24 protein-coding genes are annotated in these 23,099 nt (G+C 46.8%); 7 read left to right on the forward strand and 17 right to left on the reverse strand.

From position 1 onward, the window contains the following. Positions 1-8: 8 nt before the first annotated feature. From potC to potA, 3 genes are read right to left on the reverse strand one after another with little or no spacing between them, the layout of a single operon-like run. The gene (gene potC / locus BZG78_RS10530; RefSeq protein WP_077460517.1) at positions 9-779 is read right to left on the reverse strand and encodes a spermidine/putrescine ABC transporter permease PotC; all 771 of its coding nucleotides are present in this window, start codon (positions 777-779) and stop codon (positions 9-11) included. Then, positions 776-1,630: a spermidine/putrescine ABC transporter permease PotB gene (potB, locus tag BZG78_RS10535; protein WP_077661171.1), complete on the reverse strand. Its 855-nt coding sequence runs from the start codon at positions 1,628-1,630 to the stop codon at positions 776-778. Before potB ends, potC begins: the two co-directional genes overlap by 4 nt. Then, the gene (gene potA / locus BZG78_RS10540) at positions 1,617-2,732 is read right to left on the reverse strand and encodes a spermidine/putrescine ABC transporter ATP-binding protein PotA (RefSeq protein ID WP_077661172.1); all 1,116 of its coding nucleotides are present in this window, start codon (positions 2,730-2,732) and stop codon (positions 1,617-1,619) included. Before potA ends, potB begins: the two co-directional genes overlap by 14 nt. Before the next feature lie 272 nt (positions 2,733-3,004). Between potA and BZG78_RS10545 the strand changes: the two genes are divergently transcribed. Then, the gene (locus BZG78_RS10545; RefSeq protein ID WP_077661173.1) at positions 3,005-3,829 is read left to right on the forward strand and encodes a hypothetical protein; all 825 of its coding nucleotides are present in this window, start codon (positions 3,005-3,007) and stop codon (positions 3,827-3,829) included. A 29-nt stretch (positions 3,830-3,858) separates the two neighbouring features. Then, on the forward strand, positions 3,859-4,509 hold the full coding sequence (locus tag BZG78_RS10550) for a DUF2987 domain-containing protein (RefSeq protein ID WP_077460519.1): 651 nt from the start codon (positions 3,859-3,861) through the stop codon (positions 4,507-4,509). 121 nt (positions 4,510-4,630) lie between these two features. Here BZG78_RS10550 and ttcA read toward each other — a convergent pair whose 3' ends face one another. The 11 genes from ttcA to ccoN all read right to left on the reverse strand — a co-directional run bounded on the left by ttcA (position 4,631) and on the right by ccoN (position 14,689). Continuing rightward, positions 4,631-5,560 carry a tRNA 2-thiocytidine(32) synthetase TtcA gene (ttcA, locus tag BZG78_RS10555; RefSeq protein ID WP_077661174.1) on the reverse strand — a complete coding sequence of 310 codons (930 nt, stop codon included), beginning with the start codon at positions 5,558-5,560 and terminating at the stop codon, positions 4,631-4,633. 181 nt (positions 5,561-5,741) lie between these two features. After that, entirely contained in the window at positions 5,742-6,689 is a 948-nt protein-coding gene (gene uspE / locus BZG78_RS10560; RefSeq protein ID WP_021023201.1) for a universal stress protein UspE, read from the reverse strand. Positions 6,690-6,837: 148 nt separating this feature from the next. Beyond that, positions 6,838-7,587 (reverse strand): FNR family transcription factor, encoded by a 750-nt coding sequence (locus BZG78_RS10565; protein WP_077661175.1) that lies wholly within the window; start codon positions 7,585-7,587, stop codon positions 6,838-6,840. 64 nt (positions 7,588-7,651) lie between these two features. Then, the gene (locus BZG78_RS10570) at positions 7,652-8,326 is read right to left on the reverse strand and encodes a sulfite exporter TauE/SafE family protein (RefSeq protein ID WP_077661176.1); all 675 of its coding nucleotides are present in this window, start codon (positions 8,324-8,326) and stop codon (positions 7,652-7,654) included. After that, positions 8,313-8,525, reverse strand: coding sequence for a cbb3-type cytochrome oxidase assembly protein CcoS (gene ccoS, locus BZG78_RS10575; protein ID WP_077661177.1), 213 nt, complete (start codon positions 8,523-8,525; stop codon positions 8,313-8,315). Before ccoS ends, BZG78_RS10570 begins: the two co-directional genes overlap by 14 nt. Before the next feature lie 10 nt (positions 8,526-8,535). Then, positions 8,536-10,908 (reverse strand): heavy metal translocating P-type ATPase, encoded by a 2,373-nt coding sequence (locus tag BZG78_RS10580; protein ID WP_077661178.1) that lies wholly within the window; start codon positions 10,906-10,908, stop codon positions 8,536-8,538. 2 nt (positions 10,909-10,910) lie between these two features. After that, on the reverse strand, positions 10,911-11,396 hold the full coding sequence (locus BZG78_RS10585) for a FixH family protein (RefSeq protein WP_069362406.1): 486 nt from the start codon (positions 11,394-11,396) through the stop codon (positions 10,911-10,913). A 65-nt stretch (positions 11,397-11,461) separates the two neighbouring features. Continuing rightward, the gene (gene ccoP, locus BZG78_RS10590; RefSeq protein WP_077647425.1) at positions 11,462-12,442 is read right to left on the reverse strand and encodes a cytochrome-c oxidase, cbb3-type subunit III; all 981 of its coding nucleotides are present in this window, start codon (positions 12,440-12,442) and stop codon (positions 11,462-11,464) included. Next, a complete protein-coding gene (locus tag BZG78_RS10595) occupies positions 12,442-12,624 on the reverse strand; it encodes a CcoQ/FixQ family Cbb3-type cytochrome c oxidase assembly chaperone (protein WP_077460525.1) in 183 nt (60 codons plus the stop codon). The genes ccoP and BZG78_RS10595 overlap by 1 nt, the downstream gene beginning before the upstream one ends. Before the next feature lie 12 nt (positions 12,625-12,636). Next, positions 12,637-13,248: a cytochrome-c oxidase, cbb3-type subunit II gene (gene ccoO, locus BZG78_RS10600; protein WP_077460526.1), complete on the reverse strand. Its 612-nt coding sequence runs from the start codon at positions 13,246-13,248 to the stop codon at positions 12,637-12,639. A 13-nt stretch (positions 13,249-13,261) separates the two neighbouring features. Continuing rightward, a complete protein-coding gene (ccoN, locus tag BZG78_RS10605; protein ID WP_077460527.1) occupies positions 13,262-14,689 on the reverse strand; it encodes a cytochrome-c oxidase, cbb3-type subunit I in 1,428 nt (475 codons plus the stop codon). A gap of 277 nt (positions 14,690-14,966) precedes the next feature. Between ccoN and BZG78_RS10610 the strand changes: the two genes are divergently transcribed. Then, a complete protein-coding gene (locus BZG78_RS10610; RefSeq protein ID WP_077661179.1) occupies positions 14,967-15,386 on the forward strand; it encodes a hypothetical protein in 420 nt (139 codons plus the stop codon). Positions 15,387-15,473: 87 nt separating this feature from the next. On the opposite strand, the gene BZG78_RS10615 is transcribed toward BZG78_RS10610, so the two are convergent. Then, complete coding sequence (locus BZG78_RS10615; protein ID WP_131826079.1) at positions 15,474-16,010, reverse strand: hypothetical protein; 537 nt, start codon at positions 16,008-16,010, stop codon at positions 15,474-15,476. A gap of 168 nt (positions 16,011-16,178) precedes the next feature. Here BZG78_RS10615 and BZG78_RS10620 point away from each other — a divergent pair, with 168 nt between their 5' ends. Together BZG78_RS10620 and BZG78_RS10625 are read left to right on the forward strand one after the other, a co-directional pair. After that, positions 16,179-17,369 (forward strand): FIST N-terminal domain-containing protein, encoded by a 1,191-nt coding sequence (locus tag BZG78_RS10620; protein ID WP_077661181.1) that lies wholly within the window; start codon positions 16,179-16,181, stop codon positions 17,367-17,369. Positions 17,370-17,374: 5 nt separating this feature from the next. Beyond that, entirely contained in the window at positions 17,375-19,486 is a 2,112-nt protein-coding gene (locus tag BZG78_RS10625) for an ATP-binding protein (RefSeq protein WP_077661182.1), read from the forward strand. A 282-nt stretch (positions 19,487-19,768) separates the two neighbouring features. On the opposite strand, the gene BZG78_RS10630 is transcribed toward BZG78_RS10625, so the two are convergent. After that, on the reverse strand, positions 19,769-20,059 hold the full coding sequence (locus tag BZG78_RS10630; RefSeq protein ID WP_021023215.1) for a DUF3634 family protein: 291 nt from the start codon (positions 20,057-20,059) through the stop codon (positions 19,769-19,771). A gap of 29 nt (positions 20,060-20,088) precedes the next feature. Beyond that, positions 20,089-20,538: a macrodomain Ter protein MatP gene (gene matP / locus BZG78_RS10635; protein ID WP_077661183.1), complete on the reverse strand. Its 450-nt coding sequence runs from the start codon at positions 20,536-20,538 to the stop codon at positions 20,089-20,091. A gap of 187 nt (positions 20,539-20,725) precedes the next feature. Between matP and BZG78_RS10640 the strand changes: the two genes are divergently transcribed. Beyond that, entirely contained in the window at positions 20,726-22,381 is a 1,656-nt protein-coding gene (locus BZG78_RS10640; protein WP_077661184.1) for a Lon protease family protein, read from the forward strand. A 65-nt stretch (positions 22,382-22,446) separates the two neighbouring features. Continuing rightward, positions 22,447-22,965, forward strand: coding sequence for a bifunctional 3-hydroxydecanoyl-ACP dehydratase/trans-2-decenoyl-ACP isomerase (gene fabA / locus BZG78_RS10645; protein ID WP_108742866.1), 519 nt, complete (start codon positions 22,447-22,449; stop codon positions 22,963-22,965). Positions 22,966-23,099 lie beyond the last annotated feature (134 nt).

Raw genomic sequence — 23,099 nt, forward strand, 5'->3', positions numbered from 1 at the left:
GGAATGGATTATTTTAGTCGATCTTTGGCTAGCCATTGTGAGCACATGACCAGCACGAGTGACACAATCAGCATAATGGTGGCAAGGGCGTTAATTTCTGGCGACACGCCGACTTTTACCATGGAGTAAACTTTGAGCGGCAAGATTTCATAACCTGGCCCGGTGACAAAAGAGCTGACGATGACATCATCCAGTGACAAGGTGAAGCTTAGTAACCAACCCGCTGCAACCGCGGGAGCGGCAAGCGGTAGGATGATTTTGGTCAAAATAACCCATTCGCTCGCGCCTAAGTCACGTGCGGCTTCAAGCATTTTGACATCAAAACCATTTAAGCGGCTGTAAACCGTTACGACTACAAACGGCAGGCAAAAAGTAATGTGTGACAGCAGCAAGGTCAAAAATCCTAATTGTGCGCCCATTAAGATAAAGAGCGCCAACAGCGAGATAGCCATCACGATATCGGGCGACATCATCACCACGAACAGCATACCATTGACAAACTGCTTGCCGCGAAAGCGATAACGAAACAGTGCTACCGCGGTTAAGCTACCTATAATAGCGGCCGCACTAGCAGAAAAAATAGCAATGGTCAGTGAGTTCCCCGCGGCTTGCATCAGGCTATGATTATTTACAAGTTCCTCATACCATTGCCAAGTAAAGCCTTTCCAACTCATCCCAAACTTGCTCGCGTTGAACGAATTGACGATCAAAATCAGAATTGGGATATATAAAAAAGCATAAACCAAAGAGAGGAAGCTGCCTTTAACAAAGCGATTCATGATAATGCCTCCTTACGATTCATCCATTTCCCCACACGCCAATAGGCAAATAGCAGCAGCCCCATGAGCACCGTCAGAGAAATACTGGCCGCGGAACCAAATGGCCAATCGCGAACATTGAGGATTTGGCTCTTAATCACGTTACCGATCAATAGGTTTTTCGCCCCACCTAATAAGTCAGAGACGTAGAACATGCCGAGGGCTGGAAGAATCACCAGTAAACTACCGGCAATAATGCCTGGCGTAGTAAGTGGTAAGATCACGCGCAAGAAGCATTGTAACTTGTTGGCGCCCAGATCGCGTGCCGCCTCTAAGTAGCTGTTGTCCAGTTTTTCAATGCTGGAGTACAACGGCAGAATCATAAACGGCAGCAAGATATAAACGAGACCGATCATGACCGCATATTCGGTGTACATAATACGGATAGGGCGCTCAATGATCCCAAGCCACATTAGGCTTTCATTGAGTAACCCTCTCGTGCCCAGAAAGATTTTGAGGCCATAGGTGCGGATTAATGAGTTAGTCCAAAATGGCACAATGACTAAAAAGATCATCATTGGACGCATTTTTTTGGGCATCTTGGCAACAATAAAGGCAAACGGGTAGCCGATAAGCAGACAAATCAGCGTCGCTAACGCTGCCATGTAGAAGGAATGCCACACCACTTTAGCGTAGAGAGGATCGAGAAGTTTTGCGTAGTTACTCAGCGTGAACGTCATCTCGATAAGATTGGCGTCATCGCGGGTTAAAAAACTGGTGACGATGATCATTAGGTTGGGCAAAAAAACAAACACCAACAACCAGCCGACCACCAAACCAATAATGGCTGTTTGAAGATTAAGCTTTTTCATCGGCCAATACCACCTCCCAGCTCTCTACCCAGGTCAGGGTGACTTTTTGATTCAGAGAGTGGTCAACATCTGGATCGTCTTCATTAAAAAACTCACTGACCATCACGGTTTGCCCTGACGGAAGCTCGAGCACTGAATCCAGGGTCATGCCTTTATAGTTACGCTCGCGTACGTAGCCGACAATACCGTTAGGCTCCGCATCATCGCTAATTTCTTGTAGGCGAATGTCTTCAGGGCGCAGCAATACCTTGACTTTATCGTCAGGCTTCACATCAAGCTTGCAGAATACCTCGCACTCACGGGATTCAATACTGGCCCAAATGCGGTTTTCATCGATGCGTTTAATCACGGTGGCATCAAAGACATTGATTTCGCCAATAAACCGGGCGACAAACAAGTTCTTTGGCTCTTCATAGATCTCACGTGGTGAGCCGTCTTGTTCGATTTCGCCTTCACGCATGACCAGTATACGGTCAGACATCGACAACGCTTCTTCTTGATCATGGGTGACAAAGATAAACGTAATGCCGAGTTTACGCTGAAGCTGCTTGAGCTCCATTTGCATTTGCTTACGCAGTTTATAATCGAGTGCAGAGAGCGATTCGTCGAGCAGTAAGACGCTTGGTTTATTCACCACAGCACGCGCAATCGCAATACGCTGCTGCTGACCGCCTGACAACTGGTGGGGCTTGCGTGAGGCATAGTGGTCCAGCTGCACCATGCGCAGTGCTTCCATCACACGCGGTTCGATCTCATTGCGGTTCACACCTTGCATACGTAAGCCAAATGCCACGTTTTCAAACACACTCATGTGGGGAAATAAGGCATAGCTTTGAAACACAGWGTTGACGTTGCGTTGTTCGGCAGGCAAATCGGTGACATCTTGACCGTCAATGATAACCTGGCCGCTGTCAGCGTCTTCAAGCCCCGCAATTAAGCGTAATACGGTTGTTTTACCACAACCCGAAGGACCGAGAATGGTGAGAAATTCACCGTCATTCACGCTTAAATTGAAGCGGGAAATAATTTCTTTGCCGTCGAAACTTTTGGTTAATGACGCCAGCTCGACAACCGGTTTGTGAGATAGATGGGTGTGATTCAATGGTTCGTTCTCTCTCTACCTGGCAAATTGTCTTGTACATACGTACCCATAAAACAGACGGCGCATAATAGACGCGCACAAGTCGAAGTTAAAGCAATTTTTCTCCCCATTTAATGCATTTCCTTTCATGACTGGCGTGGATAGCATCCTTGACGCTTTTCAGTGCTCACACAGACAACTTTGGGTTATTTTTCCCGGATTCGTCAGAATGATTTTTAGCTATGGGCGACAGTCAGATATACTGTGTGCATCAGTCATGATAGATAACGATTATGAGTCAACAAGAATACGATAATGCGATACACATGGGCGGGTCGATAGAAACCGCACTGAATGGCCGTTACCGCCTCGATCCGTTTGAGATCATTAAAGAGGCTTTCTCGCAGACCTTAAAACACTTCTGGTCTTTCTTACCCGCGGCGCTGGGCTTATTTGCGACTCAAATTGGTATTCTAATGCTAATGCTTACTTTGTTGCTGGGCGCACCCTCGCATTTGTTTGAGGCGCTTGTCGGGCAACGGGAGCTTACCACCGATATGATCTCCTCCGTGTGGCTAGCTAACTTCACGTCAGAGGTGTTGATTGCACCTTTATATGCTGGGGCAAGTTTGATGGGACTTAGCCATGCGATCGGCTTTCGTTCCAAGCCTCGTCATCTGCTAAAAGGGTTAGCTTTCGCATTACCCGTCACTGTGGTGATTTGCTTGTCCGCTACGCTGCAAAGTGTCGCGAGTTTGATTTTTCCGCTGCTTAGCCTTTATGTTGCGATGGTTTTTTCCATGGCGCCGTTATTAATTTGCGAGAAGCGTGTCACACCCATGAAAGCTTTGAGTGTGTCTTTCCGCGCGGTAAACAAAAAGCTGTTTCAGATGGCAACCATTTATGCGGTAGTGGGTGTGCTATTTCTCATTTCTTTTGCCACGGCTGGCTTTGCATTGGTTTGGGCGTTACCCTTCCTTTTCAATGTTAAAGGCGTGATTTACCGAGAAATGTTTGGCGTAGGGGTCGAAGTGACCGTGTCACCCAAAAGCGAGAATAATCCCGACAAATCAAACGCGTCATCACCCTCGTCAGGCCAGGATACATTTGATGCCTGAACCACGCTAAGCCCGTATGTGGAGTATCGATGAAAAAAGTAATCAGTGTATTGGCGCTATTGGGGATGATCAGTTTCCCTGCAAGTGCCGAGACATACCGTTTTAGTTATAGCAAACTCTTTACCCAACTAAAGCACAATACCGAAGAGGGTCACCCTGATATCGGTGTGGCGTACTTTATGGTATCAGCGGATTCTGGTCAGGTCTGTCCCATCTCACGAGCTTGGATGCGAAAAAAAGAGCATTATGAGGAATTTACCATTCCTGCCTCGCAAGCTTTGCCGTTGCCGTTGGATAACCAGCTGCGTAAAGTGAATCCCGATGTCTTTGTTGAAACACCGTCAACGCTAAATTGTGATATTTCATTCCAAGTGTTGGTGGATAAGCCGGTCGGAAAGACGCTAACCAGCCAACAAGTTCGCGACTGGCTACCACAAATGGATACCATGATGGAAAACCTGGGTGGGATGTTTGCCTCTTGGTTTATGCCTAAAACGCAGGGGGTGGTGATCCATTTTTCGCCCTCGGCGACAGGGAAAATAACCAGCAGTGAAGGGCAGGATTATACCATTGATGATCATCAAGCTATCATTGATGCTAGCGGCCTTGGGCAAGAGGTTAAATTAACTCTGCCTGAGGCACCCATTAAAGTATCACCTTGGCTCCCGAAAAACGGTTAACTGCTTGCTGATCTTAGAGGTTGTTAACGCTAAGAGCGGTTAAATTCGAACGATTAGGGAAAGAAAAAAGCGCTCACTAAACCAGTGAGCGCTTTTGTGATTCAGTAATCACACTGTGATCTTATGCCTTGAGATTGACAATATCGAGTGATAATTCAGGGTCTACTTCAACGACCGCTTCTGAGTCAGGCACCGGGTCAGTAAAACTTTCCTTATCAAATGCGGTATCGCCATCACCTTCATAAGCCATGCCTGCTGCGACTGATTTAAAGTCGAATAATGTCGCATCGGCAAGGTGTGAGGGCACCACGTTTTGCATCGCGCGGAACATGGTTTCAATGCGTCCCGGGTAACGTTTGTCCCAGCCCTGTAACATCTCTTTGATCACTTGGCGTTGCAAGTTAGGCTGAGATCCGCACAGGTTACAAGGAATGATAGGGAACGCTTTCTGCTCTGAATAACGTTCTATATCTTTTTCGCGACAATAGGCCAATGGACGAATCACAACGTGTTCGCCATTATCGGAGACGAGCTTGGGCGGCATGCCTTTTAGTTTGCCACCGTAAAACATATTTAAAAACAACGTTTCCAGAATATCATCACGATGGTGTCCAAGCGCTATTTTGGTAGCGCCTAACTCTTTCGCCGTACGGTATAGAATGCCACGACGCAGACGCGAGCACAGTGAGCACGTGGTTTTTCCTTCTGGCACTTTTTCTTTAACAATCGAGTAGGTATCTTCTTCGATAATCTTATATTCGACCCCCAATTCGTCTAAATACTCGGGGAGAATGTGCTCAGGGAAACCTGGCTGTTTTTGATCCAAGTTAACGGCGATTAACTCGAACGAGACAGGGGCACTTTTTTGCAGACTTTGCAACATATCAAGCAGGGTGTAGCTGTCTTTGCCGCCTGAAAGGCAAACCATAATGCGGTCGCCATCTTCAATCATATTAAAATCTGCAATGGCTTGGCCTGTATTCCGGCGAATGCGCTTTTGCAGTTTATTAAACCCGTATTTTTGTGCTTTGCTCAGCTCTTGCGTGCTCATAAGTACTATCGCGTTGTCAGGCAGTCTAAACGCATTAAGCTGCCAGTGTGCATGAATGGCGGGTATGATACGGATTTTGACTATAAATGCTAGTCACTATAAAGGCGGGATGAATATAAACAAGACAGCCAACAACAGGCGGTGAGTTGCACTGCCTGTTGTATGGGCGGGTGACAATGACTTAGTCGTTGGCTCGGGGATCGAGCGGGCTGATATATCCATCAGGCTTGATCGCAAGCAGATCGCAGTCGAGCTGATCAATCATATGCTCTGCTGTGTTGCCGATAAAGACAGCCGATAGTCCAGTGCGGCCAGTTGTTCCTAGGATCACCAACTCTGCATCTAACTCTCGTGCGATATTAGGAATGACATCCTCTGGCAAGCCTTCTTGAACATGGGTTCGCGTCTCTTCGATGTGATGGCGCTGACGCAGTGCCTTCATGGCGGTGAGATGGTGGCCTCTGACGGCATCGGTATAAGCACTAGGATCAAAGTCAGGTAGCTCAATAGTAATATTCACCGGTGTTGCTGGGTAGGCGTTCGCAAGGTGTAGCTCAGCGCCCAGCATCGCACTCATCACGTTGCCTTCATCGACTAATTTGTCGTTGAGTTCGGCGTGGGTTTCTGTTTCTGAAGCCACGTGAACGGACGCGACAATTTTACCTTTATCCGGCCAACCATGCTCTTTTACCAATAACACAGAGCTGGGACATTTACGGAGTAAGTGCCAGTCCGTTGGGGTAAAAATCACTGAACCTAGCGTGTCGTGCTTGTGCGTCGCTTTGACGACAAGATCATGCTGATGACTGAGTACGCGCTCGACAATCGCTTCGTAAGGACGGTTGTGCCAAACGACGACTTTTTCAATCTCACAGTCTTGTGCATTGTGGGACTGAATGATCTCATTCATCCATTCTTCACGCTGGTGCATGACACCTTGACGCATGGCTTGTCGTTCATCAGACGAAAGCATCGAGGTCATTTCATAGGAAAAGTCGTAAATGGCGAGAAAGAGCGTAAGCTTAACCGCAGAATCACTTCGTTGGCTGAGCGTGACCGCACGTGATAACGCGGGTTGTTGTTCTTGGGAAGGATCAATAACGACGAGAAGGTTGCTGTACCTGGACATATCTGCCTCCTTTGCACAGATGCATCGGTTACTGTCACTTTAACCTAGTTGACCGGGTAGCGCGAAATAATTCATGGTTCCGATAGCAAAAAAGAGAAATGGCGCATTAAAGCGCCATTTATTAACAACTTATTTACCCAAAGAAGGCTTAAACCAAACACTCTTCGTCAGCAAGGCGTGCCAGCTCTTCTAAGTCTAACACTGTAATATATTTACCCTTTACCGCGAGAATCTCTGATTTTTGGAAACGGCCTAATAGACGACTAATGGTTTCCACCGTTAGACCCAGATAGTTACCAATGTCACCACGAGTCATGGTTAGTCGAAACTCACGCGGTGAAAACCCACGTTGTGCAAAGCGTTTTGAAAGGCTATACAGGAAAGCGGCTAAACGCTCTTCTGCTGTTTTCTTCGATAAAAGCAAGATCATGTCTTGATMACCTTTTATCTCGTTGCTCATTAGTCGCATGATTTGCTGACGAAGCTTTGGCATCTTGCCAGATAAATCGTCGAGCGTATCGTAGGGGATTTCGCAAATCATCGATGTTTCTAACGCCTGAGCAAAACTTGGATGCTCATTATCGTTAATGGCATCAAAGCCAACTAAATCGCCTGCGAGATGGAAAGCCGTAATTTGCTCATCACCTTGTTCAGTGATGGTATAGGTTTTAACCGTTCCTGAGCGTATCGCATAGAGCGCTCGAAGATTATCACCGGCTTTGAACAATTCTTGGCCTTTCTGAATAGGTTTTTTGCGCTCAATGATGCTATCCAGTTGATCCAACTCTTGCTCATTTAACGTAAAGGGAATGCAAAGCTGGCTTATACTACAATCCTGACAATGGATCGCACAGCCACCAGACTGAACCCGCCGAGTGATGATCTTATTCGACACCATACACCTGCCTGATTTTGAAAACGTCAATTAACATATTACACCATTATCGTGTGCTAGGTCGACCTTATATAAGGAGTTTCAATGCACCTTGTAAGGTGTAGAGGCCATAAACTGCCAACATTATGGCACCTGTCAAGCGTACTAGACGATTATTCAGTATTGGTTTAATTCGTTCTGCAAACGCGCCAACCGTTAACATTGCCGGTAGCGTTCCGAGCCCAAACCCTAGCATAACTAATCCGCCGCCAGACGCACTTCCCGCAACGGCAGCCCAACTGAGTGCTGAATAGACAAGGCCACAGGGTAACCAGCCCCACACCACACCAAAAGGGTAGGCATAGAGGGGAGAGCGCAACGGCATCAACTTAGAAGAAAGAGGCGAAATATAGCGCCAGAGCTTGCTACCGATACGCTCAATATAACTCAGACCATTCCATAATTGCGCCATATAAGCGGCCAGCAATAGCATCATTACTGCGGCAAAAAGTCGCAATACGGCAAGGTGGTGAGTGAGGTCAGAGAGCGCGAGCAACGAGGCAACTGCGCCCCCAATGAGTGTGCCCGCTACGATATAAGAGGTTATCCGGCCTAAATTGTACAAAAGAATATAGGGCCATTTGGCACGCTCAGCAGGCACCCCGAAGGACATGGCCGCTGCGACACCGCCACACATACCGAGGCAGTGGCCAGCGCCGAGCAAGCCAATCCCTAACGCACCGATAAAATCAACGTTTGTCATGATGTGAAGAGTCAGTGTTATCAGCGTCATTTGACTGAGGAGTGGGCTTTTTCTCTGGTTCTTCTTCATCGAAAAGAATAGAAGAGCCTTGACGCTCAAGATCTTCAAACTGATCGGATTTTACCGCCCAAATAAAGACGACGCCGGCGACACACACCAGCATGATCGCAATCGGAATCAAGATGTACAAACTAGCCATAACGCTATCCTTATTTTTTATTGAGCAGGCGCAGCGAGTTAGACACCACAATAATGGAGCTAGCAGACATTCCGACCACAGCAACATATGGCGCGACAAAGCCCATGGCAGCCAAAGGCAAAATGGTCACGTTGTAGCCCAATGCCCAGGCTAAGTTTTCTCGAATGATCCGTCGCGTTTGTTGAGCAAGACGTCTTGCAGTTAGCAGTTTTTCTAAATCATCACCAAGAAGTACCATATCGGCGGATGACTTCGCGATATCGGTTCCGCCTCCCATGGCAACGGATAAATGAGCACCCGCTAAAACGGGCGCATCATTTACACCATCGCCGATCATCAAGGTAATTGTACGACTATCAAGGCTTTGAAGATATGACAGTTTGCCTTGAGGAGACACGCCAGATACAACAGAGCCTATACCGAGCTCATCAGCGACTTGTTTGACATTGCGTGACTGATCGCCGGTTAACATTGTCGTTTGGATGCCCGCGTCCTTGAACGCGGCAAGTAATCTGGCACTACTGGGCCGGATGGGGTCGATAAGCGAGAATGCCGCGACCGGTTTGTTATCGCAGCTGAGTATGACCGGATACGATTGGTAGCTTTCAGCCCCGTCTGATAACGCGAAACTGGCTTTACCAATGCGCCAATATTGGCTATCGATAGTGCCACTCACGCCTTGCCCGATATGATTATCGGCAGCGCCGACGTTGACTTTTTCCGTGGCCCGAGCCTGAAATGCGTTCGCTATCGGGTGATTGGCGAACGCTTCCAGGCTAGCGGCAATATTGATCACCTGTTGCTCTGTCAACGTGTCGCTGTTGATCTCAATCGTACTGATCTGCACGGTGCCTTCGGTTAATGTGCCGGTTTTATCGACCACTAATCGATTCACTTTGGTTAACGTTTCTAAGACATGTCCTCGACGCAACATAATGCCGAGTTGACCAAATGTTGACGTCGAGCAGGTCAACGCGGTAGGTGTCGCTAACGACAGCGCACAGGGGCAGGTTGCAACGAGCACCGACAGCATGATCCAAAAAGCATCATCAGGTCGAGAAAAGTGCCAATAGAGCCACGTCGATGCAGAAATAATGAGAATAGCAGCGACAAAATAACGCGCAATTTGGTCCGCCAAAACAGCGACTTTGGGCTTTGCCATCTGTGCTTCATCTTGTAGGCGAACAATGTGCGCGACGAGCGATTCTTTATGGTTATTAATGACGGTGATGTCGACATTGCCCTCAACATTCATGGTGCCGGCATACACGGTATCACCGCTTTGTTTGGTTTGTGGCAACGACTCTCCGGTCAACATGGCTTCGTCTACTGATGTTTTGCCTGACAGGATTCGCCCATCGGCGGGAAAAGGCTCTCCCGGTAACACCCGAACGTGATCATCGACCTTTAAGCTGTTGGCCGGAACGGTTTCACCCGTAAGGTGACGTGCCATCTTCGGCACCAATTTCAATAAATTGGCACTGGCTGCTGCCGCTGTACGCCTGGCGCGCATTTCTAAAAAGCGCCCCAACAATAAGAAGAAGGTGAACATTGCCACCGATTCAAAAAAGACCTCACCTTTACCTGTTACCGTTGCGTATAAGCTCGAGAAATAGGCAAAAAGTAGGGCAATCGAAACGGGGACATCCATACCGAGCGTTCTGGCTTTTAGATTACGCCATGCATTAGTGTAAAAAGGTAAGGCGGAATAAAGTAGAACAGGGGTGGCAAAGATAAGACTAATCCAGCGGAAGTAGTTGCGAAAGGTTTCATCCATATCGCCAAACACTTCGAAATACATTGCCACCGCTAACATCATCACCTGCATTGTCGCGAGGCCAGCAATCCCTAACCGATAGAGATATTGCTTCATATTACGATGGTATTGCTGCTCTTGCTTATCCGCTTCAAAAGGGGCTGCTTTATACCCAAGATGATGAATGCGTGTGAGTATTGTGCTCAGTGATGTTTCGCTATCATCCCAACGAACCAGGGCACGGTTGGTGGTGGTGTTAACTTGAATATGGGTAACCCCCTTGGTTCTCTGCAATTGTTTTTCAATCAGCCATGCACAGGCCGCGCAAGAAACGCCATCTAATGAAAGAGGGACTTCTTTTTGATCGGCAACATCACGAACAAACTCTTGTTGTATATCTTGGTTATCATACAAAGTCAGTGATTTAAGCTCTTCTGGCACCAACTCTGCTTTATCCGCGTTCTCGGTACGATACTGATAATAAGAGCTCAAACCACTGTCTACGATAGTGGTTGCCACAGCCTGGCAGCCAGGGCAACACATAAGGCGAGGTTTATCGAAGATCACGACTTGGAAGGTGTCGCCTGTTAAAACAGGATCACCACAGTGATAACAGGGAGTAGTCATGGTTATTGTTTACCGCTTAACGTCAGGGTATTCGAGAGAGGGAAATTAATACGACCGTTGACCTTCCACTGTTTGTCAAACGACGCCAGTTCTATAAACCAAGGGCCTAACATAGGCTCGGCCAAATCGATATGATAAATACCAGCTTGATTTGGGTTTACCATGACATTCACGTCCTTACGCTCTAAGGTACGATGTTGTATGTGAACTTTCAGCGTCGGAAATGTGTCAAGTTGCCCTTTATCAAGTGCGATGGCAATTGCGTCTTCAGTCGCTGACAGTTGCGCTGAAATACCAAGTTGGTCTGCGACTTTCAACTTCGATAAATCAAGGTTAATGGCTTTTCCTTTCTTGTAATAGTCTTCCGCAACAAGAGAAACCGCATTTTTTTGAAATAACGCAAAGGTAGATAGACTCGCGACGACGACAGTCGCTGGTAGGGCGATAAGGAACCAAGGCCAAAACTGCTTGTACCAGGGGGTTATCATCTGAAGCTCCTTGGGATGAGCATTAGGAAGCCCCTGCAAGCAGGGGCCAGTTTATACGTAAGTCTCTATTCTACTTCAGGATTACTCAAACGCCATACATAGGCAGAGAGTATCTGAATTTTTTCTTCGCCAAGATGCGCTTCCCATGCGGGCATAACACCTTGACGGCCACCACGAATGGTTTGTTCCACCGCTCGACGTGAGCCACCGTATAGCCAGATGTTGTCGGTTAAGTCCGGCGCACCGAAAGCAGGGTTACCTTTACCATCTGTTCCATGACAAGCGGCACATACCACAAATCGGGTTTTACCTTTTGCAGCCATTTGCGGGTCGACTTTACGGCCTGACAAACTTAACGCGTAAGCGGCAACTTCTTGGACACCCTCTTCACCCATGGTATCTAGCCAAGCTGGCATATTGCCTTTTCGGCCGTGGAGCAAAGTGGCTTTGATGGTTTCAGGTTCACCACCGTATAGCCAAGCATCGTCCGTTAGGTTAGGGAAGCCGGCTTGACCTCGTGCATCCGACCCATGGCAAGCAGCACAGTTTTGGCTAAACAAACGTTGGCCAACCTTTAAGGCTTCTTCATTGCGCGCAATTTGTGTTATCGGACGCAGTGACTTGCCATCTTCTTGATAAGCGAGTTGACGGAATGCCTCACCAAACACTTTGTCTGCAGCGTCGAGTTCCATCGCGTATTGGTTAATGTGCTGAGCTTCTTGTGCCTTCGCCATTAACTCGCGTGATTCATCAACGTTGCTAACATTTTGGTAAGAGCTCTTCCAACCTAATACACCAGCAAAGTTACCTAACCCCGGGTAAAGGATGAGGTACCCCAAACCAAATACCAATGTGGCCCAAAACATGTATGACCACCACTTGGGAAGTGGGTTATTCAGCTCACGAATACCATCGTAGTCGTGACCCATGTCATCGCCCTCTGCGACGCCCATTTTATCTTTGGTCGTCCAAATGATAAGGGCAGCACAGCCAGCAATCGTGCCGAGTACGATGACTGTTACGAAGATACTCCAAAACGTACTCATTAGCGATTATCTCCTGTCTTGTTATTGGGCTTATCCTGACCCTTTTCTTCTTCGTCGAAAATCAGGTTAGCCGCTTCATCAAAGTGTTTTTTGCGACGTTTGCTATAAGCCCAAACAACGATCCCAATGAAGCTAACAAATAGGACCACGGTCCAAATACTATGAAAGGTGCCGATATCCATAGGCCCTCCTTATTACTTCATTGCGTGACCTAGTGACTGAAGATAAGCAATCAACGCTTCTATCTCCGTTTTGCCTTTAACCGCGGCTTCTGCGTTCTTAATATCTTCATCGGTGTATGGCACACCAAATTGATCGCGGAACACTTCAAGCTTCGCAGCCGTTGTCTCTCCGTCTAGCGTATTTTCTGCTAGCCATGGGAAACCAGGCATATTCGATTCAGGCACGACGTCACGTGGGTTAATCAAGTGAACGCGGTGCCATTCGTCAGAATACCGATCCCCAACACGGGAGAGATCAGGACCTGTACGTTTAGAACCCCATAAGAATGGATGCTCCCACACGCTTTCACCTGCAACGCCGTAGTGACCATAGCGCTCAGTTTCGGCCCGGAATGGACGAACCATTTGGCTGTGACAAACATTACAGCCTTCACGGATGTAAATATCACGTCCTTCCATCTCTAAGGCTGTATACGGACGAAGGTTATCAACCGGTTCAGTGGTTTGCTCTTGATAAATCAGTGGTGTGATTTCCACTAAGGCGCCAAAACTAATGGCGACAATGATTAAGATCGCGAGCAAGCCTGTGTTTTTTTCTACTATCTCGTGGCGATTTGAACTCATTTAATCGTCCTCCTTACACCGCAGGCTCAAGCGATTTCAAGCTAGCTTCCGGCGCACGAATCGTTTTATATGCGTTGTAAGCCATCAAGAACATGCCTGATAGGAAAATTGCACCACCGATAAAGCGGACAAAATAGAACGGGTAGGAGGCTTCTAATGACTCCACAAAGCTGTACGTCAATGTGCCATCCGTATTCACTGCGCGCCACATCAAGCCTTGCATGACACCAGAAATCCACATCGCGACGATGTAAAGTACGGTACCAATGGTGGCTAGCCAGAAGTGTACGTTTACCAGTGAAACGGAGTACATACGCTCTTGACCAAACAGTTTTGGAATCAAGTGGTAGATAGAGCCGATTGACACCATCGCAACCCAGCCGAGCGCACCAGAGTGTACGTGGCCAATCGTCCAATCGGTATAGTGCGATAGCGCATTCACCGTTTTGATTGACATCATCGGCCCTTCAAACGTCGACATACCATAGAAGGACAGGGACACGATTAAGAAACGCAGAATCGGGTCATAACGTAGTTTATGCCATGCGCCAGAGAGGGTCATAATACCGTTAATCATACCGCCCCAAGAAGGCGCAAATAAGATCAGCGACATCACCATACCCAGCGACTGAGTCCAGTCAGGCAAAGCCGTATAATGAAGGTGGTGAGGTCCCGCCCAGATATACAGAGAGATCAGCGCCCAGAAGTGGACAATAGACAAACGGTAAGAATAAACAGGACGACCAGCTTGCTTGGGAACGAAATAATACATCATACCCAGGAAGCCAGCTGTCAATAGAAACCCGACCGCATTATGTCCATACCACCACTGTACCATTGCATCGACTGCACCGGCATAAATGGAGTAAGACTTCATCGGTGAAACTGGGATTGCCATGCTGTTAACGATATGCAAGACAGCAATGGTCAAAATAAAGGCACCGAAGAACCAGTTCGCAACGTAAATATGCGAGGTTTTACGCTTAATTAATGTGCCAAAGAACACGATAGCGTATGCCACCCATACCACCGCAATGGCGATATCGATTGGCCACTCTAGTTCAGCGTACTCTTTGGAGGTGGTGTATCCCATTGGCAACGAAATAGCTGCTGAAAGGATAATGGCTTGCCAACCCCAGAAGGTGAACTCTGCTAACTTCCCTCCGAATAACCGTGTTTGACAAGTACGTTGTGCAACATAATACGACGTTGCAAACAGCGCACTGGTGCCGAATGCGAAAATCACTGCGTTAGTATGCAGTGGACGCAAACGGCTGTACGTCAAATACGGAACATCAAAGTTCAGTGCAGGCCACACTAACTGAGCGGCAATAAGTACACCTACCGCCATGCCCACAATACCCCACAAAATGGTTGTTAGAGTAAATTGGCGGACAACGCGGTAGTTGTAGTCTTGTTCAAGCTGCTTAACTTGGCTCATATTGCATGCTTCCACTTTTGGTTAACTACACTCACGTTTGATACGGACGAAGCCTCCGCTTCGTCTATTAACATACCTTTTTTACTAAATCGCTCGGCTGCGTACGGTTTTTAACCGCTTTATACACTCCGTTGCTATTTCTTTGTAAAAATGGCATTTTCGACCAGAATCATACTGTAGATACTGGTTAAAAAACAGGGGCTAACCCACACACTTCGTGAGGCTTACCTCCCTTTCTGATAAAACTTTGACCTCTGTAACATGGAGAAGGCCACACATGGCAGCAGAAAAACTCACTCGCGGGCGATTAGCGCAAATTATCGTTATGCTTACACTTTTAGTGATCGCCTTCTTTTGGCGCACGGTCATTTATACGCCAGGACTGACAATTATAGATTGTAAGGATGCGACTGGTTTTTGTGGCACATCACAATCTCAAGAAAAAGTCACGTATGAATGGATAAGGAAGACTGACACTATATATTTTTCTTTAGTTTCAGAGAGTAAACCTCACTCCGCGTACTGGGATCAAAAGGGGAAGCAATCACCTGAGCTAAGCATAAAACAGGTTCAAGAAGGGGAAGGATACCGGACTAATTGGCAATGGTCTCGTCACGATCTCCCTACCGATATGGGTATATTTAACGTTGTCTTTGATCGGTATCAATTTAAATTTAATTACCCAGAAAAAGGATAAATAAGTGCGGTTTATATCGTATTTATCGATGCAGTGCTTTATTACTAAAGAAAATGCTTATTTATGGTGGTTTTTATATTTACACAGTTACAGTTTAACGCTAAAAACTTGATTATTAATGCGTTTTGATTCTTCCCCTAAAAGAAAGCAAACCAGTGGTGATAAAACTTCGCACTTTTCACGCACTGATAATGTTTCATCACCACTGTYAAAATTGTGATCCAACCAGAAAGTGACACTGTTAATCCGTTGCAAGAAGTTTGTGTCCGGTATGTCATCGAGACGGGGCTTTATTAGCCCCCCATGTGGAGAAATCATGACACAAGCCGCGTCAGCTTGACAAAATTGATCTAAAACTGGATACCCCAACAGTCGCATGTACCGTTCACCGTCTTTGGCAACCTGAACTACGCCAGTTAGCGGTGCAAGTTGAGATACACTTTGCGATAAGGCAGCGGTAAGAGCGTCGACGGTAAGCGCCGGAACTGATTTAAATCGAACTCTAGGTTCATGAGCAACGATATCAAGTGCAGAGGCCTGATTGTGATCGATAATAATGGGGGTATAGCCTTGAGCGGCAAGTTGATAAGCAATCGTGGCGCCTAAAGTGCTCGCGCCACCCAATAGCGCAACGGGTCGACAATCCATGTTCAACGCTCAATTGATATAAAGGGCGTATAGGATACGTCAGTTTAGAATCTATTTCAGCCACCGAGAACAATGAATTGATCGCTTGATACATGTATCATTAGCACTGTCATACACTCATATTCCTATCAACGTAACGGTGACATGAAGATAGCAACGGCACGAACTCAAGCTGATGACGCAGTACAAGCCGCCTATGCATTGGCGCGCACCATCAAAACGCGTATCAGTACGCCTAAGCTTTTGATGATCTACTTTACTGAGCATTATGACGTTCAAGCGCTTCAACGTACCTTATATCGTCTTTTTCCGGGCGTACCACTCATCGGCTGTTCTACGTGTTATGGCGTGATGACCCAAAATGGATGTACCAGCGGTCCTGCGGCAGCTATCTGGGCATGCAGTGATGATAAAGGGAGTTATGGCTCAGCCTTGGTCTCCCATCAAGCACACCGCCATGTGCGCGACTCGGCGCGTATGGCACTGACTCAAGCGATTGAAGAAAGTGGGCGATGCGGCGAGTTACCCAAATTGATTGCGTTGCACAGCACGCCTGGTGAAGAAGAGGCAACCTTATCGGCAATCCGAGAAGAGCTAGGCGTATCTGTTCCCGTCATCGGTGGTTCGGCCGCGGCAGAAACAGTCGGTGGAAACTGGGCTATTTTCGATCATAAGCAAACAGCAACGTCCGGCATCGCGATCAGCGTTTTTTATCCCTCAGCTCGGGTCAGTTACTCGTTCCATTCTGGCTATGCACCGACTCAAAGGCATGCGACGGTGACGGATGTGCGTGGTCGCGCATTGGTGAGCTTAAATCATCAACCTGCTGCCGAAGTGTATAAACGCTGGTACGAGTCAGAAACTGGATTGACTCTTGATCCTACAGATTCGCTTTTCTCTCAATCTACGCTTTATCCGCTAGGCACTCAAACCGGCACAATACATGGTTTGCCATACTACACATTGTCGCATCCGACATTTATTAATGCGCAAGGTCATATGGAGTTATTTTCTCAGCTTGAGGTTGGCCAAACTGTCTATTTTATGTCGGGAACCAGCGAGGGGCTCATTTCGCGAGCCAGTCGAGTAGTGGAGTCAGCAAATGATCATGCACTGTGTCAGCCTGAGCCTCTGGGTGGATTAGCGATCTACTGCGCTGGATGCATGTTGCATGTAAAAGATCGCCTCGACCAAGTGGCTGATAATATCAATACGGCCTTGTATAACGCTCCTTTTGTATGCCCCTTTACGTTTGGCGAGCAAGGTCTCTTTAAAGGGGGAGAGTTATCTCACGGTAACTTAATGATCTCGGCTGTGCTATTTCATAAGGATTAATCAAGATGTCGAAACGCTTATCGGCTTCTGAACGTTCAGACTCTGAATCGTTGCAAGAAACCTTATTTGAACTCAGCCGCGTTGAGGCCAGAGAAAAACGGTTAAGAGAAGAGAACGATGCAATTCTGTCTGCCATTTCTGCTATGACAGAAGCCACATCGAAGACAGATATCTTTGCGTCATTGCTCGACGTTATTCATCGCTATGTGAATTTTGATAGTGCGGTCGCGCTGAGTCGCAATCGTGAAACGGAAGATGCGTTTCGCTGTTTAGTGTCTACGGAGCGATTGCTAGAAACGGTAACGTGGCAAACAGGGGACGTGTTTCACCGTTGTGTAAAAGGAGAGACGGTTGCTATTTATAAGCCAGGCATGATCAAAGAGCTTCACTGCTTAACCCATCAATATGCCAGTTATCTTCAAGGTACAGCACTGATCAGCGGCTTAACGGTCAATGACAGCGAAGTCATGCTGATTTTATTTTCACATCGTCGTGATTCGTTCAATAACGAAGCTCAGCAGGTCGTCGATCGATTTCGTCCATTGATCGAGCGGACCATTATGGATATCGACTATCGACACCGCTTGCATGCGCTTGTCAGTAGCCGAACCCAGGAGCTTAATGCTAGTCGTCAACGCTTCCAGGATTTTGCACAAACAGCAAGTGACTGGTTTTGGGAGCTTGATAATGCGTTTCAGCTCACGTATCTATCTTCGCCTAATACAGATATCCATATTGATGCCGAGGCATTGCTGGCGAAAATAAAATCAGATAAAGAATTAAAAGCACGGCTTGAACAGCTTATATCCCGCGAAGAATCTTTTAGTGACATTGAGTGGCATATTGCATCTCGTGCGCATGACTACTGGGTAAGCCTCTCTGGCCGACCTTGCTACAATAAAAAAGGGCAATTGTCAGGCTATCGCGGCACCGCCAAAGATATTACCGCCACCAAGCGTCGCGTGGTCGAGCTGCAACAAGCGCGTCGTCAGGCTGAACTGGCCAATAACGCCAAATCACAGTTTCTTGCTGTAATGAGCCACGAAATACGAACGCCGCTAAATGCGGTATTGGGCTTGATTGATGCACTACAACATTCGCGGCTAACCTTAGAGCAAAAAGAGTGGGTAGGGCAGATGGATAAATCCGCTCAACTGCTATTGACATTAATCAGTGATGTGCTTGATTTATCTAAAATTGAGTCAAATCGTTTTTCCCTCTCTCCCTCCTTAATGAAGCCAAGTGACTGTGTCACTAACGTTTATCAACAGCTCATTGAACGTGCCGATAAAAAACGTATCTATTTATCCGCATCAGTGTCTCCCTCTGTCCCTGATACGCTTTATATGGATGAGAATCGCTTTACTCAGATTTTACTTAACCTAATAGCCAACGCATTAAAGTTTACCGATCAAGGCGGTGTGACAGTGTCACTTAATACGGATGGTGATGTACTGATCCTGAGGGTAAAAGACACGGGAATTGGCATTGATGAAAGCCAGATTGGACGCATTTTCGATCCCTTTACCCAAGCAGACGGCAGCATTACTCGTCGGTTTGGTGGAACAGGCCTTGGTTTATCCATCTGTAAAAAACTGGTTGAGATGATGGGTGGACGTATCGATGTGGACAGTGAGCTTGGCCAGGGCACAGACTTTTGTGTTCGCTTGCCCATTGTTGCGACCCCACAAGATGCCGAAAAACATCAGCCAACGCCGGCGATACCGGCAGGCAATGTGCAACCTATGGTGATTTTAGTCGCTGAAGATAGCCGCGCCAATCAGATGGTTGTGCGTTTGATGTTAGAAAAGCAAGGCCACACTGTGGTGCTTGCATCAAACGGCGAAGAAGCGCTAGAGCATGTAAAGCAGACTGAATTTGATATTGTTTTAATGGATATGTCGATGCCAGTCATGGATGGCATTGCTGCGACAAAAGCGTTACGCGCATCTGGCTTTAAGCAGCCGATTATTGCTTTAACTGCCAATGCCATGGACGAGGACAAGCAACGCTGTGTTCGGGCTGGCATGAACGACTTTGTCACTAAGCCAGTGCGAGCAGCGAGTCTGAGTGCGGTGCTTTACACGCATCAGCCGTTAACGCTTTCTGATCACTAATTATCGCTGAGTTGAATCGAATTAGACCAAACGTGTTGGAATAATGACGATTAAAGGAAGTAGTAATTAGCTATTTTATGGTAAATAGCTAATTACGTTCAATGGCAACCAAAAAGAGCAGTGCGCGATAGCATGACCCCACATAGAAACCTTATCTAATACTATATTTAACATAATCTATATAATGCGCACTGATGTTGGGAGTGTAAATGAGTCATTTAGTCATGTCTGGTTTGAGCCATTCACGCCGTATCGCCTCGATGCTCAATGTGTGCATTGTGATTATTTAAATGACTGATGCGGGAACACATTTTTAATTCGTTGCTGAGTACGATGATCAATACTGCGCGACAGCACGACTTTTGCGGGCTTAAACCGATTGCTATATACCTTTACTGTCCCCGTAAACGGATGACGTTTAGCGATATCTTGGCAATCATGTAAAAAACCTTTCGGTACTTTGCCTTTATGACGCACTAATTGGCCATCCTTAAACGCTATCACCAGCAATGGCCGGTCGATCAACATAAATGCGAGAAATATGGCAAAAGAAATCAGTAAAAAGTAGCCCATACTGCATGCTCACTTATTGATAAAAGGTTTTACATATCCAGCAAGTTGCTAAGATCTTGCTTTAGCGTATCCACTTGCTTATTGGCACTTTCTGAGCGGTTAGCCTCAGACAACAAATATTCAATCGTGTCAGACAAGGTCGCATCAAGCTCATGGGCCTTTTGCGACAGCTTTTCCCATACGCGATAGTCTAAATCGATCGACTTTTTACGCGTTTGCTCTTGCTCAGCATTAAAGTGGCGTTTTCGCTTGGCACGAATGGCTTGTTTGAGTTTTTTATCTAATGATGGCGCCATGTGCTTGTCAATCCACTGTTCAACTCGCGTGGGTTCATGCTCAAGGGCCAGCAACGCATTAACGGCAGTATTTGCATCGTCTGCGTCGATGTATTTTGTGACAGCGTCACCATCTTTCCATTTTTTTACCAAATAGGCCCATTTCCAGCCTGCTTCAAGGTTTTCGAGTTGTTGATATTTCATATGCCAAGCTTCAGTCACGCCAATGAGTGACAGCGTAACACTAACTCGCTGCCTGTTCAATTATCACACACCTAGATACGCACCCTACCCGTTGGTTATTTATCCCTTCGTTATGGCGCCATTTTATTACCGTAGTGTGTTATCCTTTATGCTTTAACCATTCTAATCTTAGTCAGTAATCATAGACATGCATGAAGTTGATTGGCGTGATGCCAAACCACATTATTCTCAGTTTTCCCCAGACATCGCACAGTTTGAGTATTTAGAGGCCGCCACGCTACTGTCTCTGCAGTCACGTTTAACCCAGGCTCTGCAGTGGTTGATGTCATCTTCGTGCCCGACACGTTGCCTGACCGTCATGTCTGCTGATCTTCCACACTATCTTAATGCATATCGGGATGAGCTAGTCGCAAAATGCCCGAGTTCGGCTGTTTTAATTGGTGAAGCCGTTACAGAATCGACGCTATTCGGGTTTGCTTATGATAGTAATAAAAATGTGACAGCGTCACAAAAAAAATTGGGCTTACTCCATCAAGCCAACGGTGGCGTTTTAATTTTAAAAGTTGCCGATATTTTGCAACAACCTCGTGTTTGGGTGCGTCTGAAGCAATTTTTGTCGACAGGTAATCTGGCTTGGCAAACAGCGCGTCCCGATCAAATAACCGAATTGCCCGATGAAAGCCTTGATGTTCGACTGGTATTGGTTGGCGATAGGCAGTGGCTGGCCGATTTTGAAACCAACGAGCCTGACCTTTACGATGGCTTATCTGCTTATGCTGAGTATGAACAAGATATTGAGCTCAACGCAAGTAATATCACGCCCTACTTTTCTTGGTTAAAAGGTATTGTCACCACACTGACCGCTTTAAGTGTCTCCGACTCCGCGCTGGTGCGTTTACTCCAAGCGGGTGCACGAGAAAGTGAAGATCAGTTACGTATGCCACTTTGTCCTATTTGGTATCATCAATTATTGGCTGAATCACTGATGACGGTCGATGAGGTATTAGACGGCAATGCGATTGATGCGGCCATTACGCGCCGTTATCAGCGAGCTGCGTATTTGCCAGAGCGTGCCATTGAAGACATACACAAAGGACAAGTTTTTATTGATACTCGCGGTGAACATATTGGTCAAATCAATGGTCTCACTGTGATTGAGGTGCCCGGTCATCCATTGAGCTACGGCGAGCCAGCTCGGATATCATGTGTGGTTCACTCTGGCGACGGTGATATTGCCGATGTTGAGCGCAAAGCGGAATTAGCCGGCAATATTCACGCCAAAGGAATGATGATTATGCAAGCCTTTGTGAGCGTGGCCCTAAATCTTGATGATCCCTTGCCTTACTCGGCATCCATTGTGTTTGAGCAATCTTATAGCGAGGTCGATGGAGACAGTGCGTCATTGGCCGAACTGTGTGCTTTTGTCAGCGCCCTTTCTCAACAACCGATTAATCAAGCCATTGCGATAACGGGAGCCGTCGATCAATTTGGCCGCGTTCAGGCCGTTGGCGGAATCAACGAAAAAATTGAGGGATACTATCAAGTTTGCGCACACCGAGGATTAACTGGCCAGCAAGGTGTGGTGTTGCCGAAAACGAATCTATCATCCCTTTGTTTACGCAATGATGTCGTTGAAGCCATTAAAGCCGGACAGTTTCATATTTGGGCGGTAGATGATGTCGAGCAGGCTCTACCTCTTGTGACGGGTCTCCCATTCTCAGGAGAAGAGGACGAGACATTACTAAGAAAAATATCTAATCGAATAAATCATTTTCATACTGATGAAAAACAAAGCTGCAACAGTTTGTTTAAACGCGTAAAAAACTGGTTTGGCCAGTACTGATCCGAGTTGTTTGGCGTACACGTGTACGCTAAACTGCTCGCAATTGAATAAGGAGCAGTTTAGATATAATGAAACGCCAAAATTCCTATAATCGCGATGATCTACTCGCATCGAGCCAAGGTGAGCTTTTTGGTCCAGGACGTCCACAGCTTCCTGCCCCTAACATGTTGATGATGGACCGTATCACCAACATTACCGATCAAGGCGGTGACTTTGATAAAGGCATAATTGTCGCTGAATTGGATATCAATCCCGATCTATGGTTTTTCGATTGTCATTTCCCTGGTGACCCTGTTATGCCTGGTTGTCTGGGTTTGGATGCGATGTGGCAGCTAGTTGGCTTTTTCTTAGGCTGGATCGGTGGCGAAGGCAAAGGCCGAGCCCTCGGGGTTGGCGAAGTAAAATTCACAGGCCAAGTTCTCCCTACTGCTAAACGCGTTCGTTATGAGATTCATATGAAGCGTGTAATTAATCGCAAACTGGTAATGGGTGTTGGTGATGGCCATGTCTTTGTCGATGATAAAGAGATTTACGTCGCTAAAGATTTAAAAGTCGGTCTATTCCAAGACACATCGGCATTCTAAGCGTTTCAGTAAAGCCGGTGCCTTCGCCGGCTTTACTTTTATTTGTTCTCCCCCGTTAATTTTCCCTTTCCCTTTCCCTTTCCCTTTCCCTTTCCCTTTCCCTTTCCCTTTCCCTTTCGAGACCTACGTTAACG

The sequence above is a fragment of the Salinivibrio sp. MA351 genome (genome assembly GCF_001996065.1).
Taxonomy (GTDB): Bacteria; Pseudomonadota; Gammaproteobacteria; order Enterobacterales; family Vibrionaceae; genus Salinivibrio; species Salinivibrio costicola.

Excerpts from the sequence above, each read along its gene's own strand:
- potC (WP_077460517.1), bottom strand. The coding sequence starts at position 779 with ATGAATCGCTTTGTTAAAGGCAGCTTCCTCTCTTTGGTTTATGCTTTT.
- potB (WP_077661171.1), bottom strand. The coding sequence starts at position 1,630 with ATGAAAAAGCTTAATCTTCAAACAGCCATTATTGGTTTGGTGGTCGGC.
- ccoP (WP_077647425.1), bottom strand. The coding sequence starts at position 12,442 with ATGAGTACGTTTTGGAGTATCTTCGTAACAGTCATCGTACTCGGCACG.
- BZG78_RS10570 (WP_077661176.1), bottom strand. The coding sequence starts at position 8,326 with ATGACAAACGTTGATTTTATCGGTGCGTTAGGGATTGGCTTGCTCGGC.
- BZG78_RS10610 (WP_077661179.1), top strand. The coding sequence starts at position 14,967 with ATGGCAGCAGAAAAACTCACTCGCGGGCGATTAGCGCAAATTATCGTT.
- BZG78_RS10550 (WP_077460519.1), top strand. The coding sequence starts at position 3,859 with ATGAAAAAAGTAATCAGTGTATTGGCGCTATTGGGGATGATCAGTTTC.
- matP (WP_077661183.1), bottom strand. The coding sequence starts at position 20,538 with ATGAAATATCAACAACTCGAAAACCTTGAAGCAGGCTGGAAATGGGCC.
- ccoO (WP_077460526.1), bottom strand. The coding sequence starts at position 13,248 with ATGAGTTCAAATCGCCACGAGATAGTAGAAAAAAACACAGGCTTGCTC.
- BZG78_RS10625 (WP_077661182.1), top strand. The coding sequence starts at position 17,375 with ATGTCGAAACGCTTATCGGCTTCTGAACGTTCAGACTCTGAATCGTTG.
- BZG78_RS10640 (WP_077661184.1), top strand. The coding sequence starts at position 20,726 with ATGCATGAAGTTGATTGGCGTGATGCCAAACCACATTATTCTCAGTTT.
- uspE (WP_021023201.1), bottom strand. The coding sequence starts at position 6,689 with ATGTCCAGGTACAGCAACCTTCTCGTCGTTATTGATCCTTCCCAAGAA.
- BZG78_RS10580 (WP_077661178.1), bottom strand. The coding sequence starts at position 10,908 with ATGACTACTCCCTGTTATCACTGTGGTGATCCTGTTTTAACAGGCGAC.
- ccoN (WP_077460527.1), bottom strand. The coding sequence starts at position 14,689 with ATGAGCCAAGTTAAGCAGCTTGAACAAGACTACAACTACCGCGTTGTC.
- ttcA (WP_077661174.1), bottom strand. The coding sequence starts at position 5,560 with ATGAGCACGCAAGAGCTGAGCAAAGCACAAAAATACGGGTTTAATAAA.
- BZG78_RS10545 (WP_077661173.1), top strand. The coding sequence starts at position 3,005 with ATGAGTCAACAAGAATACGATAATGCGATACACATGGGCGGGTCGATA.
- ccoS (WP_077661177.1), bottom strand. The coding sequence starts at position 8,525 with ATGGCTAGTTTGTACATCTTGATTCCGATTGCGATCATGCTGGTGTGT.
- BZG78_RS10630 (WP_021023215.1), bottom strand. The coding sequence starts at position 20,059 with ATGGGCTACTTTTTACTGATTTCTTTTGCCATATTTCTCGCATTTATG.
- BZG78_RS10595 (WP_077460525.1), bottom strand. The coding sequence starts at position 12,624 with ATGGATATCGGCACCTTTCATAGTATTTGGACCGTGGTCCTATTTGTT.
- BZG78_RS10620 (WP_077661181.1), top strand. The coding sequence starts at position 16,179 with ATGAAGATAGCAACGGCACGAACTCAAGCTGATGACGCAGTACAAGCC.
- BZG78_RS10585 (WP_069362406.1), bottom strand. The coding sequence starts at position 11,396 with ATGATAACCCCCTGGTACAAGCAGTTTTGGCCTTGGTTCCTTATCGCC.